We start from the raw sequence: 15,369 nt of genomic DNA on the forward strand, positions 1-15,369 counted from the left end.
CGGCCCGCTTCCCGCCTACTTCGGGGCGATCACGGCCCCCAGCAGCCCCGGCCCGGTGTGCGCACCGATCACCGCGCCCACCTCACTCACCCGCACGTCCTCAAGACCCGGAATCCGCTCCCGCAGCCGCTCGGCGAGGGCCACCGCCCGTTCCTCCGCCGCCAGATGGTGCACCGCGACCTCCACCGGGCCAAGTCCCGCGTGACCGGCGGCCAGTTCCTCCAGCCGCGCGATCGCCTTCCCGGCCGTGCGGACCTTCTCCAGCGGCTCGATCCGCCCCTCCACCAGCTCCAGCAGCGGCTTCACCGCCAGCGCGGACCCCAGCAGCGCCTGCGCCGCACCGATCCGCCCGCCCCTGCGCAGATGTTCCAGGGTGTCCACGTAGAAGTACGCCCGCGTTGACTGGGCCCGCTTGACCGCGGCCGCCACCGCCTCGTCCGCCGAGCCGCCCGACTCCACCGTCTCCGCGGCGGCCAGCACGCTGAACCCCAGCGCCATGGTGACCATGCCGCTGTCCACCACCCGCACCGGCAGCGGCGCGTCCCGCCCCGCCAGCACCGCCGCGTCGTACGTCCCGGAGATCTCCGCCGACAGGTGCAGCGACACCACCGCCTCCGCGCCCTCCTCGGCCGCCCGCCGGTACGCCGCCGCGAACGTCTCGGGGCTGGGCCGGGAGGTGGTCACCGGCAGCCGCTCCCGCAGCGCCCGCTCCAGCCGCCGCGCCGCGTCCGGCGTGCCGTCCGGCACGGCCTCGCCGCCCAGCACCACCGTCAGCGGGACGGAGGTGATCGCGTGCCGTGCCAGCTCCGCCGGCGGCAGATAGGCGGTGGAATCGGTGACGATGGCGACAGATCGGGGCATGGTCCGGAGATTAGCGGACGTCCCTACCGGCGCTCCTGCGGCCCCTTGCCGCCCTCGAGACCGCCCTCGACTCCGCCTTCGATGCCGGGCTCCGGCTGCGCGGCGGGCGCCCAGTGGCGCAGCGCGCTGGCCTCCACCGCGATCTGTTCGTGCAGCGCGTTCAGCGCGTCCGCGTCGTGCCGGTGCGCCCGTTCCAGGGCCGCCTGCCGCAGCGAGTCGGCCGACCGTACGATGCGCTGGGCCCGCTCCCGCAGCGCGGGCAGCCGGGAGGCCACCCACCCCCGGTCCGGGTCGCCCGCCACCAGCGTCTCCAGCTCCCCGTCCAGCTGCCGCCCGTGCGCGTACAGCTGGTCAAGCAGCGCCAGCGATTCGCGCAGCGCCGGATCGTCCGCCGCCCCCGCGCGCAGCACGCCCCGCGTGCCGTCCAGCGCCGAGCGCAGTTCCCTGCGGGTCCGCGCGGCCTCCCCGATCACCCCGGGCTGCACCGCGCGCGCCGCCAGGGTGGCCTCGGAGACCGTGCGGTTCACCTTCTGACGCAGCTCCCGCCCCGCCCGCTCGGCCCGCCGTTTCACCGACCGCACCGTGCGGACCGCCAGCGCCACGAACACCAGGAAGGTCAGCACCATCACCGCGACAGCGATCTCCATCCCGCCCTCCACACATCCGTGCCACACACAGTCCTGGCCACCAGCCTAGGCGGACCGCCCCCGAATGGGGACGGGGCCGGACCCGGAAGAAACCCGGATCCGGCCCCGCACCACCCCTCAGCCGCTCAGCCCCTCACGCGGGGACGATGTTCACCAGCTTCGGCGCCCGCACGATCACCTTGCGCACCCCGGCCCCGCCCAGCGCCGCGACGACACCGGGATCGCCCAGCGCCAGCGCCTCCAGCTCGGCGTCGCCGATCCCCGGCGGCACCTCCAGCCGCGCCTTCACCTTCCCCTTCACCTGCACCACGCACGTGACCGTCTCCTCAACCACGTACGCCGGATCTGCGACCGGGAAGTCCGCGTGCGCGACGCTGCCGCCCTCGTGCCCCAGCCGGTGCCACAGCTCCTCGGCGATGTGCGGGGCCAGCGGCGCCGTCAGCAGCACCAGCGTCTCCGCGACCTGGCGCGGAACGGCCCCGCCCCGCTTGGTCACGTAGTTGTTCAGCTCGGTGATCTTGGCGATGGCGGTGTTGAAGCGCAGCCCCTGCAGATCGCGGGTCACCCCGTCGATCGCCCGGTGCACGGCCCGCAGCATCTCCTCGTCCGGCGCGTCCTCGGTCACCGTCACGGCGCCGGTGGTCTCGTCCAGCACGTTGCGCCACAGCCGCTGCAGCAGCCGGTACTGCCCGACGACCGCCCGCGTCTCCCACGGCCGCGAGACGTCCAGCGGACCCATCGCCATCTCGTACAGGCGCAGCGTGTCCGCGCCGTACTGCGCGGCGATGTCGTCGGGCGAGATCGCGTTCTTCAGCGACTTGCCGATCTTGCCCAGCTCGCGGGTGACCTGCTCGCCGCCCCACCAGTACGTGCCGCCCTCGCGCTCCTCCACCTCGGCGGCGGGCACCGGGAAGCCGCGCGCGTCACGGTAGACGTACGCCTGGATCATGCCCTGGTTGAACAGCTTGTGGTACGGCTCGGCCGAGGACACGTGCCCCAGGTCGAACAGCACCTTGTGCCAGAACCGCGCGTACAGCAGGTGCAGCACCGCGTGCTCGGCGCCGCCCACGTACAGGTCGACGCCCCCGGTGGGCATGCCCTCGCGCGGGCCCATCCAGTAGCGCTCGATCTCCGGGTCCACCAGCCGCTCGCTGTTGTGCGGGTCCAGGTAGCGCAGGTGGTACCAGCAGGAGCCGGCCCAGTTGGGCATGGTGTTGGTCTCGCGCCGGTAGCGCTGGGGGCCGCGCCCGTCCCCCAGATCCAGGGTGACGTGCACCCACTCCTCGTTGCGGGACAGCGGCGTCTCGGGCTGGGTGTCGGCGTCCTGCGGGTCGAAGGTGCGCGGCGTGTAGTCGTCGACCTCCGGCAGTTCCAGCGGCAGCTGGGAGGCGGGCAGCGCGTGCGCGATGCCGTCCTCGTCGTACACGATGGGGAACGGCTCGCCCCAGTACCGCTGCCGGCTGAACAGCCAGTCACGCAGCCGGTAGTTGACGGTGCCCTCGCCCAGGCCGCGGTCCGCCAGCCAGGCCGTGATCGCCGCCTTGGCGTCCTCGACCCCCAGCCCGTCCAGCGACACCTCGGCGGAGGCCGAGTTGATCAGCCGCGCGTCCTTGGCGTTGAACGCGTCGTCCCACGCGGCCGGGTCCGTGCCCCGCCCGTCCGTGGGCTCCACCACGCAGCGCATCGGCAGTTCGAAGGCGCGCGCGAAGGCGAAGTCCCGGCTGTCGTGCGCCGGCACGGCCATGATCGCGCCGGTGCCGTAGCCCATCAGCACGTAGTCGGCGATGAACACGGGAACGCGCTCGCCGTTGACCGGGTTCGTGGCGTAAGCGCCGGTGAACACCCCGGTCTTGACCTTGGCGTCCGCCTGCCGCTCCACGTCCGACTTGGCCGCCGCCTGCTTGCGGTACGCGGCCACCGCCGCACCCGGCGTGGCGTGCCCGCCCGTCCACACCGCGTGGGTGTCCTGCGGCCACGCGGCCGGCACGATCGCATCGACCAGATGGTGCTCGGGCGCCAGCACCATGTAGGTGGCGCCGAACAGGGTGTCCTGACGCGTCGTGAAGACCGTGACCGTGCCTCCGTCACCCGGCTCGCCGGCCTGGAAGTCGACCCGCGCGCCCTCCGAGCGGCCGATCCAGTTGCGCTGCTGCAGCTTGATGGCCTCGGGCCAGTCCACCGTGTCCAGGTCGTCCGCCAGCCGGTCGGCGTAGGCGGTGATCCGCATGTTCCACTGGCGCAGCTTCGACTTGAAGACCGGGAAGTTGCCACGCTCGGAGCGACCGTCGGCGGTCACCTCCTCGTTGGCCAGCACCGTGCCCAGCCCGGGGCACCAGTTGACGGGCGCGTCGGAGGCGTACGCCAGCCGGTACCCGGTCAGCACGTCGGCCCGCTGCGCCGCCGTCAGCTCGCTCCACGGCTGCCCGTCCGGGGTCTCGCGGGTGCCGGCCTCGAACTCGGCGACCAGCTCGGCGATGGGACGGGCCCGGCCGGCGCCGGTGTCGTACCAGGAGTTGAAGATCTGCAAGAAGATCCACTGCGTCCAGCGGTAGTACTCCGGGTCGATGGTGGCGATGGTGCGCCGCTTGTCGTACCCCAGGCCCAGCCGCCGCAGCTGCGCCTCGTACTTCTCGATGTTCGTCTCGGTGGACACCCGCGGGTGGGTGCCGGTCTGCACGGCGTACTGCTCGGCGGGCAGGCCGAACGCGTCGTACCCCAGCGTGTGCAGCACGTTGTGGCCGCTCATCCGCAGGAAGCGCGCGTACACGTCGGTGGCGATGTAGCCCAGCGGATGCCCCACGTGCAGGCCCGCGCCCGAGGGGTACGGAAACATGTCCATGATGAACTTCTTGGGCCTGGCCGCCTGCGCCGGGTCATCCGCCAGGTCGCCCGAAGGGTTGGGCGTGCGGTACGTGCCGTGCTGCTCCCACCAGTCCTGCCAGCGCGCCTCGATGTCCGCTGCCAGGGCGGCGTCGTACTTCTGTGTCTCGCTCATGGTCCTCGAAGCTCCATCGGGTCGTCTCTGCCGCGCCATGAAAAAACCCCTCGCACAGGAGGGGGTCGCCGCGCCGATTCCGGGCCCGGCTCAGCGGCGGGCACCGGCGGTGACTCAGCGCGGCCGGCTAAGCAGAAGGCGTACGGCACGCATGGCCTCAGAATACCGCACGGGGACAAACCGAAAGCGGGTCATCCATCAACTGGATGACCCGCTTGGTGATTGTGGAGCTAAGGAGAATTGAACTCCTGACCTCTTGCATGCCATGCAAGCGCTCTACCAACTGAGCTATAGCCCCTTGTTCTGTTGTTCCCCGCCGGGCTTCCTTCCGGTTTCCCTTCCGGCCCCTTGCGGCGATGCCCTTACTCTACACACTCACCCGGGTGGTTTGCCAAATCGGCTGCGGCGGCCCGCCGTCCGGGGGTTCATCAGGCACTCGCGAAGGAGTAGAACCGCTTCAACGCACAGTGCTCGTCCAGCAGCCGGCCATAGATCGGCTCGCCCTCCAGCTCCCGGTACACCTCGATCGGGTCGCCCTTGATGATGAGCGCCCGCGCGCACTCCACGCACCAGTACTGATAGCCCGTGTTCACGGGCTGGAGATCACGGACGATGGGCGTACCGCAGCCGCACCAGTCGCACTTCCTGCTGTGGGCACCCAAGGGAAACGCCTCCGTCAACGCCGGACAGGCCAAGCCGGGGACCCCTCGCCCGACGCCTTCCGATTGTGCCACGCGGGACCCCGGCGAATAAGTCCCGCGTCACACGTCGTGAGCGAAGGGAGACGCTTTCGAGATCGGCGTCACCCTCGCCGCCCGCGCCGTACGTGCCCACCAAGCCGTACGGGCGTCGGCTACCCGCCGACGCCCGTGCCACACCCCGCCGCCGGGTCGCCCCGGCTCTCCCGCTCCCCCGTGGGTCCCCCCGGCCGCGTTCCGCCGTCTCAGACGTCGTCGCCGATGACCGGCTCCGGCAGCGAACCCGCGTTGTGCTCCAGCAGCCGCCAGCCGCGCTCGCTCTCGCCCAGCACCGACCAGGAGCAGTTGGCGAGCCCGCCCAGCGCCTCCCAGGTGGCCGGCGCGAGGCCGAGCAGCCGGCCGATGGTGGTCCGGATCGTCCCGCCGTGGCTGACGACCACCAGAACCCCGCCCGGCGGCAGCTTCTCCGCCGTGCGCTCCACCAGCGGCGCCGCCCGGTCGGCGACCTCGGTCTCCAGTTCGCCGCCGCCGCGCCGCACCGGCTCGCCGCGCTTCCACGCCGCGTACTGCTCGCCGAAGCGGGCCTTGATCTCCTCGTGCGTCAGCCCCTGCCACTCGCCGGCGTACGTCTCGCGCAGCGCCTCGTCATGGGTGACCGGCAGCCCGGTGACGGCCGCGAGCTCGGCGGCGGTGGCCACCGTACGCCGCAGGTCGGAGCCGATGATCGTGTGCGGCGACAGTCCGGCCAGCAGCCGCGCGGCCCGCTTGGCCTGGGCCACGCCGGTCTCGGTCAGCTCGATGTCCAAGGTGCCCTGGAAGCGGTTCTCCAGGTTCCAGGCGGTCTGTCCGTGCCGCCACAGGACGATGCGCCGTCCGTGGCTCCGCGCGGCGCTCAGCTGAACTCACCGCCGGGCGCCGGACCCTCGTCCGCCGTACCCGCCTCGCCGGCGTGCGCGGCTGCCTTGCCCCGGGTCGCCTTGGCGTCCTCGGGCAGTTCCAGCTGCGGGCAGTCCTTCCACAGCCGCTCCAGCGCGTAGAAGACGCGCTCCTCGGCGTGCTGCACGTGTACGACGATGTCGACGTAGTCCAGCAGCACCCAGCGGCCGTCGCGCTCGCCCTCGCGGCGCACCGGCTTGGCGCCCAGCTCCTTGTTCAGCGTCTCCTCGATGCCCTCGACGATGGCCTTGACCTGCCGGTCGTTGGGCGCGGAGGCGAGCAGGAAGGCGTCGGTGATGGCGAGGACGTCACTGACGTCGTAGGCGATGATGTCGTGCGCCAGCTTGTCGGCCGCGGCCTGGGCGGCGGCCTCGATCAGCTCGGTGGCGCGATCCGTTGCGGTCACAGGCGAAGCTTCTCCATCGTTACGGCGGCAGTGGTGGTTCGGCAGCGTCAGCGGATTTCTCCGACGATGTCCCCCCAAGGGTCTCACGGCCCACTGACAGGCTCAGCCCGGTTTACCCCTGAGCCTGTCACCCACCGCTACCGCACTTACTCCCCGTAGTCCTCGCCCAGCACGATCGTCACATCGGCGTTCGGCGCGCCGTCGCCCGCCTCCACCACGTCCTCCGGCAGCCCCAGCGTCCTGGCGGCCTCCACCGCCGTCTCCCGGTGCTCCTGCGCCCGGTACGTGATCCGCGAGGTCTCGCCCGGCTCCGGCGCCGTACGGCTGTCGACGACCGAGAAACCGCCGTTGATCAGGGCCACCCGGGCGGTTTCCCCGCCCGCCTCGCTGCCGGTCGCGTCGGTGACCGAGATCCGCAGCGCCGCGCCCGGGTCGGCGTTGACGACCGTGCCGCCCAGCACGTCCAGCACCAGGCCCTCGGCCGTCTCGGTGCTCAGCGTGCCATCGCTCTCCACCGGCAGCAGCAGGGTCTCGTACGCGTCGTCCTGCGCGTAGCCGCCGAGCTGGGCCAGGCTCAGCGCCAGCTCCTCCTCGGACAGCGAGGGGTCCGCGATCAGCCCGACCGCGTTGATGGTCCTGGTGGCGCCCTCGGCCCCCGTCGGCATCTTGGCCAGCATCCCGGCCAGCACCTGCCCGAACCGTTCCAGGCGCGCGTTCTCCGGCTCCTCGGGCTCCCGGTAGGTCACGTAGGCGACCGCGGCCTCGCCGCTCAGCGACACGTTCTCGCCCAGCGGCACCAGCGGTTCCTCGTCCTTCTTGCCCGGCACCTCGGCGTCGGTGGTGATGGTGATCCCGCCCAGCAGGTCGACGAGCGTCTCCAGATACGGGCTGCCGAGCCGCCAGGTCCCCTTGATGTCGGCGCCGAGCAGATCGCCCGCCGCCTCCCGGACCGACCCGGCGGCCTCCTGGGTCACGGCCTGGCCCAGCGTGGTGGTGCCGCCGTCCGGGGTGATGGTCAGATCGCCGGGCAGCAGCACGGTGTACCCGCCGCCCGTCGTCTCATTGGCGACCAGCAGCGCGGTGGACGCGGTCTCCCCGTCCAGCTCCCGCAGATGCACGATGATCACATCGCGCTTCTCGGCCACCGCCGACCCCCCGTCGTCCCCGCCGGGGCCCGACAGGAACGGCAGCCGGTCGGTCGCCCACAGCGCCCCGACCGAGCCGATCAGCGCCAGCACCAGGACGATCACCAGCAGCCGTACCCGGCCCCTGCCGCGCCGCTTGGCCTCCTCGCGGCGCTCGGTACGGCTCTCGCTGAACTTCAGCCAGTCGATGACGTCTTCCGAGCCGGCGTCCTCCTCCTCGATGAAGGCGAACTGCTCGGTGGCGTACTCCTTGACCTCGGCGTCATCGCCCCCGGCCCGGTCATCACCCCCGGCCCGCGGTTCCGCCCCGCCCTCCGGACCGGAAGGCGGCTCCGGCTCCGGATCGGCCCCGGCCCCCGCCCCGGTCTCCGGCTGCCGCTGCTGGGGCACCGCGCCCGCCGGCGCCGCGTCGACGGCCGGCTGCTCGCCGGTCCCGTACGCCGGGTAGCCGGGCGCGTCGGTGACCCGCGGCTGCTGCCCGCTCCCCCAGTCGTAGGAGTCCTGCTGATAGCCGTCGTACCCCTGGTACTGCTGCGGGTACGGGTCGTACCCGTAGCCCGGCTGCTGGTAGTCCGACGAGGGATAACCCGGCTGCTGGTAACCGGACTGCTGGTAGTCCGCCTGCGGGTAACCCGACTGGTCCTGCTGCGGCTGCTGGTACTGCTGCGGGTAGTACTGCTCCTGCTGCGGTTCCTGCTGCTGCCCCGGGGATCCGGGCGCCGGCTGGTACAGGGGGCGCCCGTACTCGTCATAGCCGTAGATCTGCCCGTACGGATCCTGTCGGTCGTTCACCCGTGCCGCCCCTTCAGTCCCTCAGCCGGTTCAGCCTGTCCGCTCCGGAAGCTCGGAGTCCCCGTCCCGGTAGAGGGCGCGCTTGTTGATGTAGCGCACCACCCCGTCCGGCACGAGATACCAGACCGGATCGCCGCGGGCGACCCGCTCGCGGCAGTCGGTGGAGGAGATCGCCAGGGCGGGCACCTCCACCAGGGAGACCCCGCCGTTCGGCAGCCCCGGATCGGTGAGGGTGTGCCCCGGCCGGGTGACGCCGATGAAGTGGGCGAGCGAGAACAGCTCGGGGGCATCCCGCCAGGTCAGGATCTGGGCGAGCGCGTCCGCGCCGGTGATGAAGAAGAGATCCGCGTCCTGGTGCTGTGCCCGCAGGTCGCGCAGCGTGTCGATGGTGTACGTCTTGCCGCCGCGGTCGATGTCGATGCGGCTGACCGAGAACTGCGGATTGGACGCGGTCGCGATGACCGTCATCAGATACCGGTCCTCGGCGGCCGAGACCTGCCGGTGCTCCTTCTGCCACGGCTGCCCGGTCGGCACGAAGATGACCTCATCGAGGTGGAACCGGGCCGCCACCTCACTGGCGGCGACCAGGTGGCCGTGATGGACCGGGTCGAACGTCCCGCCCATCACGCCGAGCCGCCGCCTCCCGGGGGTTATCCCGTCTGCCATGAGCGGACCTTAACTGCTTCGGGGCCGTGAGGCTCAGCGGTCGCGGTTGAGACGGGTGGTGATCCACAGGAGCAGCAGCAGCGCCGCGAGCGCGCCACCACCGATGAAGTACGCGTTGAGGCTGTCGTGCGGGCCGCCTTCGCTCGCGAGCGTAGTGAGGGCTTCGGCGGTGCTGCTGGGCAGGTTCATGAACGGACCTATCCGGAACGAGACGGCTGGGACGTAGGCTCATCGTAAGCGGACGCGTCCGTCGCGGCCTCTTGCCCCCACCGCTCCCGATGCGATGCGGTGGACAGAGCCACGTCCGGAGCCGACGAACACAGACTTCACAAGGGGGCCCGATGAGCGACGACACCGGCTCGAACAACGGGAACGACGGTCAGGGGAGTGACGGCGGCGACGGTCACGGGGCGGCGACGCCCGACCCCGCGGCCCTCAACCGCGAGCGGCTCCCCGGCCGCAACCGCCGCCGCTTCCCCGGCATATCGTCCCGCGCCTACGAACACCCCGCCGACCGCTCGGCCCTGGTCGCGCTGCGCAAACTGACCGGCTTCGACACGGTCTTCAAAGCGCTGAGCGGCATGCTCCCCGAGCGCAGCCTGCGCCTGATGTTCCTGTCCGACTCGGTCCGCGTCGACGAGCGGCAGTTCGCACACCTGCACCAACTCCTCCTGGAGGCCTGCGACATCCTGGACCTGGAAACGGTCCCGCCGATGTACGTCACCCAGGACCCCAAGCCGAACGCCATGTGCATCGGCCTCCAGCAGCCCATCATCGTGCTCACCACCGGGCTCGTCGAACTCCTCGACGAGGACGAGATGCGTGCCGTCATCGGCCACGAGGTGGGCCACGCCCTGTCCGGGCACGCCGTCTACCGCACCATCCTGCTCTTCCTCACCAGCATCGCCGTCCGGGTGGCGTGGATCCCGCTCGGCAACATCGCGATCATGGGCATCATCACGGCGCTGCGCGAATGGTTCCGCAAGTCCGAACTCTCCGCCGACCGCGCCGGACTGCTCGTCGGCCAGGACCCGCAGGCCTCGCTGCGCGGCCTGATGAAGCTGGCCGGCGGCAACCACCTGCACCACATGAACGTCGACGCCTTCCTCGAACAGGCCAAGGAGTACGAGGCGGGCGGCGATCTGCGCGACTCGGTGCTCAAGATCCTCAACGTGCTGCCGCGCACCCACCCCTTCGCCGCCGTCCGGGCCGCCGAGCTGCACCGGTGGGCGGCCACCCGCGACTACCAGCGGATCATGGACGGGCACTACCCGCGCCGCGACACGGATGCCGACGCGTCCGTCAGCGGCTCCATCCGGGAATCGGCGGGCCACTACGCCCAGTCGGTCAAGTCCAGCAAGGACCCGCTCATGAAGCTGGTCTCGGACGTGGCGGGCGGGGCCAGCGATCTGGGCGGCAGGCTCCGCGACTTCGCCACCGGCCGCGGCAGCAACGGTGGCGGCGGCACCGCGGGGGGCGGCACCGCAGGGGGCCCTAAAGATCCCGGGCCGCAGAGTCCGGGTTAGGCAATGCCTTGGCGTCCAGCGCCCCGCACAGCGGAATGTGGTCGGCATCGGTGGTGTAAGGATCGGTGCCGGCCGGCCGCGAGTCCCCGGCCCGCTCCCCCGCCAGCAACGGCCGCAGCGGGCCGTCCGGGTCCACCCCGCAGTCCATCGGGCCGGCCAGCAGATCCGTCTGGCGCAGGATGACGGTCCGCTCCTGAAGCCCCTCCTCGGCGAACAGCATGACCACCTCGCGCCGCACCGTGAACAGCGTCGTCTCCCCCGGCTCCTCCCCGGGTTCGCGCGGCGCCGCACCGGCCTCCCGTACCGCGTACACGGCGACATGGCGCGCGGTCACCTGGAGCATGTCGTCGGCGATCTCGGTGAAGGCGAACGTGCCCTCGATCCGCACCTGCGGATCGGCGAGTTCCACCTCCAGCGGATCGAAGCTCACCAGCCACGCGGTCAGCGGCGCCGCGGCGATCCCGCCGCTCACCGCCCGGTCCAGCTGCCGCCGCTGCTGCGGATCCAGCAACTCGCGTACCGGCACGGCCGAGACCCCGGTCAGCACGTCCTGGGTGAGAGCGCTGGCCACGATGTACTCCTTGGCCAGCGTGAGCGCGGTGAACACCTGATCGCGCGAGAAGTGCGCGGTCGCCCGCGCGTCGGGCAGCAGCACCCCGGCCGCACCGGAGCCGAACCCCTGCGCCGGACTGGCCTCGAACAGCTCCGCCGGCTCCGCCGCGCCCGGCACCACCCCGGCGGGTGCCAGCGGCACCAGGGTGGTCAGCGGCGGCTGAACGGCGTGCCCGCCGTCCTCGCCGTACGGGTTGTTGTTGCCCAGGTACACGGCCGCGGCGAACGCCAGCAGGATGATCACGCCGAGCGCCAGCCCCTGCCGGGGCACCGTACGGTGCGGCGTGCGATCGCGGACCGCCGTGCTGTGGTCCTGCAGCCGCTCCTGCGCCGAAAACTCCTGGAGACGTGCCGCATTGACGAACGACTCGTCGAAGACGGTCGACGCGTACTCCTCGTCCCCACTGCCCGGGACACCCCCGGGGTCCGAACTCCCGGCCACCCGACCAGAGTACGGTCACCGGCAGAGCCCCGGCACCCCCGATCGCGCCTTACATCCCGTTGTCGGGCTCGTCGTGCTCGGTGGCCGGGGGCGGACGGTCCTGCCCGTGCTCACCCGCACCGCCGGAACGCTGAACGGCTATGAGGGCGAAGGCGATCACACTGATCCCCATCACCACGGCGAGTACGCAGGCCACCGGCCGCTGCCAGCGCAGCGGACGCCAGGCGGGCGGCGGACCGCTCTGCGCGGGGCCGGCGATGGCGGGGCCTGGGGCGGGCGGCGGCACGGAGTAGTCGGTGCCGAGGGCCTCGTCCTCGTCCTCGTCCTCCTCCTCGGGCGGGAGATAGCGCAGATAGTCGGAGCGGTCGAAGCGCCCCTCGTCATCGTCGTGTTCGCCGTACAGGCCCTGGGCCTCGGCGGCCTCCGACTCGGCGCGTTCCAGAGCGGCGTACAGAATCCGCTCGGCGGCGGTCGGTTCATGGATCTCGGCGGCTTGGACAAAATCGTCGTCGAGCACCACCGAGGCGAAGACCTCATCGGCGGTGCGGCGTTCCTGGCTGTCTGGCCTGTCTCCGTCCGGGAACGGCAGGCCCCCCACGTCATCCGGCACGCGTCCCAGCGTAGGCGGATTGGCGGCGTGGGGGGAGGGTCGCAGTGAATTCACTCGCGGGTGTGACCGTCCCCGGTGACGACATAGGTGGTCGAGGTCAGCTCGGGCAGCCCCATCGGGCCCCTGGAGTGCAGTTTCTGGGTGGAGATCCCGATCTCGGCGCCGAAGCCGAACTGTCCGCCATCCGTGAACCGCGTCGACGCGTTGACCATGACGGCCGCCGAATCCATCCGGGCCGTGAACCGGCGGATGGCACCGGCGTCCCGCGCGACGATCGCCTCGGTGTGGCCGCTGGTCCAGCGCCGGATGTGTGCCACGGCCGCGTCCAGGTCCTCGACGACGGCGGCGGCGATGTCCAGGCTCAGATACTCGTCCGCCCAGTCCTCGTCGCCCGCCTCCAGCACGTCGACGCCGGCTTGCTCACCGGTCTTGCGCCACCGCTCGTCGCCGTGCACGGTGACCCCGGCCCCGGTCAGCGCCTCCAGGGCCAAGGGCAGGAAACGGTCCGCGATCGCGGCGTGCACGAGCACCGTCTCGGCGGAATTGCACACCGAGGGCCGCTGCGCCTTGGAATTCACCAGGATCTTGACCGCCGTCTCCAGATCGGCGCTCTCGTCCACATACACGTGGCAGTTACCGACGCCCGTCTCGATGACGGGCACGGTCGACTCGTTCACCACGGTCCTGATCAGCGAGGCACCGCCGCGCGGGATGAGCACGTCGACCAGGCCGCGGGCGGTCATGAGCTCCCGTACGGAGTCGCGGCTCTCGCCCGGCACGAGCTGGACGGCGTCGGCGGGCACCCCCGCCGAGGCGACGGCGTCGCGCAGCACGGCCACGATGGCCGTGTTCGACGCGTAGGCGGAGGAGGAACCCCGCAGCAGCACGGCGTTCCCCGACTTCAGACACAGGGCGGCGGCGTCCACGGTCACATTGGGCCGGGCCTCGTAGATGATCCCGACCACCCCGAGCGGAACGCGCACCTGGCGCAGCTCCAGGCCGTTCGGCAGGGTCGAACCGCGCACGACCTCCCCGACCGGATCGGGCAGCGCCACCACGTCGCGTACGTCGGAGGCGATGGCGGCCACCCGCTGCGGGGTCAGCGTCAGCCGGTCGACGATGCCGGCCGGCGTACCGGCCTCCCGGGCCCGCTCGACATCCACGCGGTTGGCGGTGACGATCTCATCGGCCCGCACCTCCAGGGCGTCCGCCACGGCCAGCAGCGCCGCGTCGCGCACGGCACGCGGCAGCGGGGCCAGCTCGGCGGCGGCCTCCCGGGCCCGCCGGGCGGTGGCGATGACTGGAGAATCCACGACGCTGCTCATAGGACCAGCGTAACCGCGCGCTCACCGACTCCCGCCCGCCGTCCACAGTGCGGTCAGAAGGGATGCACCCCGACCGGGACGGCCCGTGGCGGCCCGCTGCCCTCGGCGACGCGCTGGTGGTACGTCTCCCGCCCGATCACCTCGAGCCCGACGATCTCCCACGCCGGCAGCTGCGCGGTACGGCGGTGCTCGCCCCACAACCGCAGCGCCACGGCGGCGGCGTCGTGCAGATCACGGGCCTCCTCCCAGTACCGGATCTCCGCGTGATCGCAGGCGTAGCGACTGGTGAGCAGGAACGGGTGATCATGCGCCAGCCGTTCGAGCCCCCGGCGCACCTCGCTCAGCGCGACCGCGCTCCCGGCGACGCTGAGCGTGATGTGCCACAGCCGGGCCGCCTCCCGCTCTCCCGCGATGGTGCGGGTGGCGGCTTGCTGGCGCTGCTCTCCGACGCTGGCCAGTCGTCTCACCGGCAGCCTCCTGACGTGGTACTGACATGACGCCGGTCCGACGCGCAAGGACCGCGTCTCAAAGTTGACCAGCTCATGCGCGGCCGTGGGGCCATTTCCTGGATCCTTGCCGGAAAGGCTTATGCCCGCATCAGCACAAGGTCATCGCGATGGACGACCTCTCTTTCGTAGGCGGGGCCCAATTCACGGGCCAGCTCGTAGGTGGACCGGCCGATGAGCTGGGGAATCTCGCGGGCGTCGAAGTTGACCAGCCCGCGCGCGACGGCCTGCCCGGCGCCGTCCCGCAGTTCGATCGGTTCGCCCGCCGTGAACTCCCCTTCGACCGCGGTGATCCCGGCGGGCAGCAGCGAACTGCCCCGCTCGGTGACGGCGCGCACCGCTCCGTCGTCCAGGACGACGGCGCCCCGGGGCACGGAGGCGTGCGCCAGCCACAGCAGCCGGCCGGCGGAGCGCCGCCCGGTGGCGTGGAAGTAGGTCCCGGTGGGCCCCCCGGCCAGTGCTTCCCCGGCGTGGCCGGCGGAGGTCAGCACCACCGGAATCCCGGCCTCGGTGGCGATGGAGGCGGCCTCGACCTTGGTGACCATCCCGCCGGTGCCCACCCCGGACTTCCCGGCCTTCCCGATCTCGACGCCCACGAGATCCTCGGAGCCTGCGACCTCCTCGATCCGCCGGGTCCCGGGCTTGCGGGGGTCGCCGTCGTAGAGCCCGTCCACATCGGAGAGCAGCACGAGCAGGTCGGCCCGCACCAGGTGGGCGACCAGGGCGGCCAGCCGGTCGTTGTCACCGAACCGGATCTCGTCGGTGGCCACGGTGTCGTTCTCATTGACCACCGGGACCGCGCCCAGCTCCAGAAGCTGGTCGAGCGTCCGGTAGGCGTTGCGGTAGTGGGCGCGCCGGCTGGTGTCGTCGGAGGTGAGCAGCACCTGCCCGACGCGCCGCCCGTACCGGGCGAAGGAGGCGGTGTACCGGGCGAGCAGCAGCCCCTGCCCGACACTGGCGGCGGCCTGCTGCCGCGCCAGATCGGAGGGCCGCCGCGCGAACCCCAGCGGCGCGAGCCCGGCGGCGATGGCGCCGGAGGACACCAGCACGATCTGCCGGTCCTCCTGCTTCACCAGCACATCGACGAGCGCGTCCACCCGATCGGCGTCGAGCCCTCCGGCCGCCGTCGTGAGCGACGACGACCCCACCTTGACCACGACCCGCCGGGCCCCAGCAACCCCCTGCCGCACCACACCCACCGA

At 71.9% G+C, this 15,369-nt stretch carries 15 protein-coding genes and 1 tRNA gene; 1 reads left to right on the plus strand and 15 read right to left on the minus strand.

What is annotated here, in order from left to right:
• Positions 1 to 15 precede the first annotated feature (15 nt).
• The 10 genes from ACTFAP_RS07790 to ACTFAP_RS07835 all read right to left on the minus strand — a co-directional run bounded on the left by ACTFAP_RS07790 (position 16) and on the right by ACTFAP_RS07835 (position 9,335).
• The gene (locus tag ACTFAP_RS07790) at positions 16 to 861 is read right to left on the minus strand and encodes a DegV family protein (protein WP_495683988.1); all 846 of its coding nucleotides are present in this window, start codon (positions 859 to 861) and stop codon (positions 16 to 18) included.
• Positions 862 to 884: 23 nt separating this feature from the next.
• On the minus strand, positions 885 to 1,508 hold the full coding sequence (locus tag ACTFAP_RS07795) for a hypothetical protein (protein ID WP_390116336.1): 624 nt from the start codon (positions 1,506 to 1,508) through the stop codon (positions 885 to 887).
• A 133-nt stretch (positions 1,509 to 1,641) separates the two neighbouring features.
• Complete coding sequence (gene leuS, locus ACTFAP_RS07800) at positions 1,642 to 4,503, minus strand: leucine--tRNA ligase (RefSeq protein WP_500468584.1); 2,862 nt, start codon at positions 4,501 to 4,503, stop codon at positions 1,642 to 1,644.
• A 225-nt stretch (positions 4,504 to 4,728) separates the two neighbouring features.
• Positions 4,729 to 4,801: transfer RNA gene (locus ACTFAP_RS07805), tRNA-Ala, on the minus strand.
• 130 nt (positions 4,802 to 4,931) lie between these two features.
• Positions 4,932 to 5,165: a hypothetical protein gene (locus ACTFAP_RS07810; RefSeq protein ID WP_495683990.1), complete on the minus strand. Its 234-nt coding sequence runs from the start codon at positions 5,163 to 5,165 to the stop codon at positions 4,932 to 4,934.
• A 281-nt stretch (positions 5,166 to 5,446) separates the two neighbouring features.
• Positions 5,447 to 6,097, minus strand: coding sequence for a histidine phosphatase family protein (locus tag ACTFAP_RS07815; protein ID WP_200368729.1), 651 nt, complete (start codon positions 6,095 to 6,097; stop codon positions 5,447 to 5,449).
• A complete protein-coding gene (rsfS, locus tag ACTFAP_RS07820) occupies positions 6,094 to 6,543 on the minus strand; it encodes a ribosome silencing factor (protein ID WP_386536207.1) in 450 nt (149 codons plus the stop codon). Before rsfS ends, ACTFAP_RS07815 begins: the two co-directional genes overlap by 4 nt.
• Before the next feature lie 146 nt (positions 6,544 to 6,689).
• On the minus strand, positions 6,690 to 8,480 hold the full coding sequence (locus ACTFAP_RS07825; protein ID WP_500468585.1) for a LytR C-terminal domain-containing protein: 1,791 nt from the start codon (positions 8,478 to 8,480) through the stop codon (positions 6,690 to 6,692).
• Between the two features lie 30 nt (positions 8,481 to 8,510).
• Positions 8,511 to 9,146 (minus strand): nicotinate-nucleotide adenylyltransferase, encoded by a 636-nt coding sequence (gene nadD, locus ACTFAP_RS07830; RefSeq protein ID WP_078635049.1) that lies wholly within the window; start codon positions 9,144 to 9,146, stop codon positions 8,511 to 8,513.
• Between the two features lie 33 nt (positions 9,147 to 9,179).
• Positions 9,180 to 9,335, minus strand: a complete 156-nt coding sequence (locus tag ACTFAP_RS07835; protein ID WP_168222754.1) for a hypothetical protein — start codon at positions 9,333 to 9,335, stop codon at positions 9,180 to 9,182.
• 152 nt (positions 9,336 to 9,487) lie between these two features.
• Between ACTFAP_RS07835 and ACTFAP_RS07840 the strand changes: the two genes are divergently transcribed.
• Positions 9,488 to 10,672 (plus strand): M48 family metallopeptidase, encoded by a 1,185-nt coding sequence (locus ACTFAP_RS07840; RefSeq protein WP_500468586.1) that lies wholly within the window; start codon positions 9,488 to 9,490, stop codon positions 10,670 to 10,672.
• Here the strand turns inward: ACTFAP_RS07840 and ACTFAP_RS07845 are convergent.
• The 5 genes from ACTFAP_RS07845 to proB all read right to left on the minus strand — a co-directional run bounded on the left by ACTFAP_RS07845 (position 10,641) and on the right by proB (position 15,366).
• Positions 10,641 to 11,726 carry an SCO2583 family membrane protein gene (locus tag ACTFAP_RS07845; protein ID WP_500468587.1) on the minus strand — a complete coding sequence of 362 codons (1,086 nt, stop codon included), beginning with the start codon at positions 11,724 to 11,726 and terminating at the stop codon, positions 10,641 to 10,643. The two genes, ACTFAP_RS07840 and ACTFAP_RS07845, sit on opposite strands and share 32 nt — an antisense overlap.
• Before the next feature lie 49 nt (positions 11,727 to 11,775).
• On the minus strand, positions 11,776 to 12,336 hold the full coding sequence (locus ACTFAP_RS07850) for an SCO2584 family spore wall biosynthesis protein (RefSeq protein WP_495683994.1): 561 nt from the start codon (positions 12,334 to 12,336) through the stop codon (positions 11,776 to 11,778).
• 50 nt (positions 12,337 to 12,386) lie between these two features.
• Positions 12,387 to 13,661: a glutamate-5-semialdehyde dehydrogenase gene (locus ACTFAP_RS07855; RefSeq protein WP_500468588.1), complete on the minus strand. Its 1,275-nt coding sequence runs from the start codon at positions 13,659 to 13,661 to the stop codon at positions 12,387 to 12,389.
• A 53-nt stretch (positions 13,662 to 13,714) separates the two neighbouring features.
• Positions 13,715 to 14,128 carry a DUF8830 family protein gene (locus ACTFAP_RS07860; protein WP_495683996.1) on the minus strand — a complete coding sequence of 138 codons (414 nt, stop codon included), beginning with the start codon at positions 14,126 to 14,128 and terminating at the stop codon, positions 13,715 to 13,717.
• 119 nt (positions 14,129 to 14,247) lie between these two features.
• The gene (gene proB / locus ACTFAP_RS07865; protein ID WP_500468589.1) at positions 14,248 to 15,366 is read right to left on the minus strand and encodes a glutamate 5-kinase; all 1,119 of its coding nucleotides are present in this window, start codon (positions 15,364 to 15,366) and stop codon (positions 14,248 to 14,250) included.
• Between the last annotated feature and the right edge of the window lie 3 nt (positions 15,367 to 15,369).

The sequence above is a fragment of the Streptomyces sp. PH9007 genome (genome assembly GCF_059813725.1).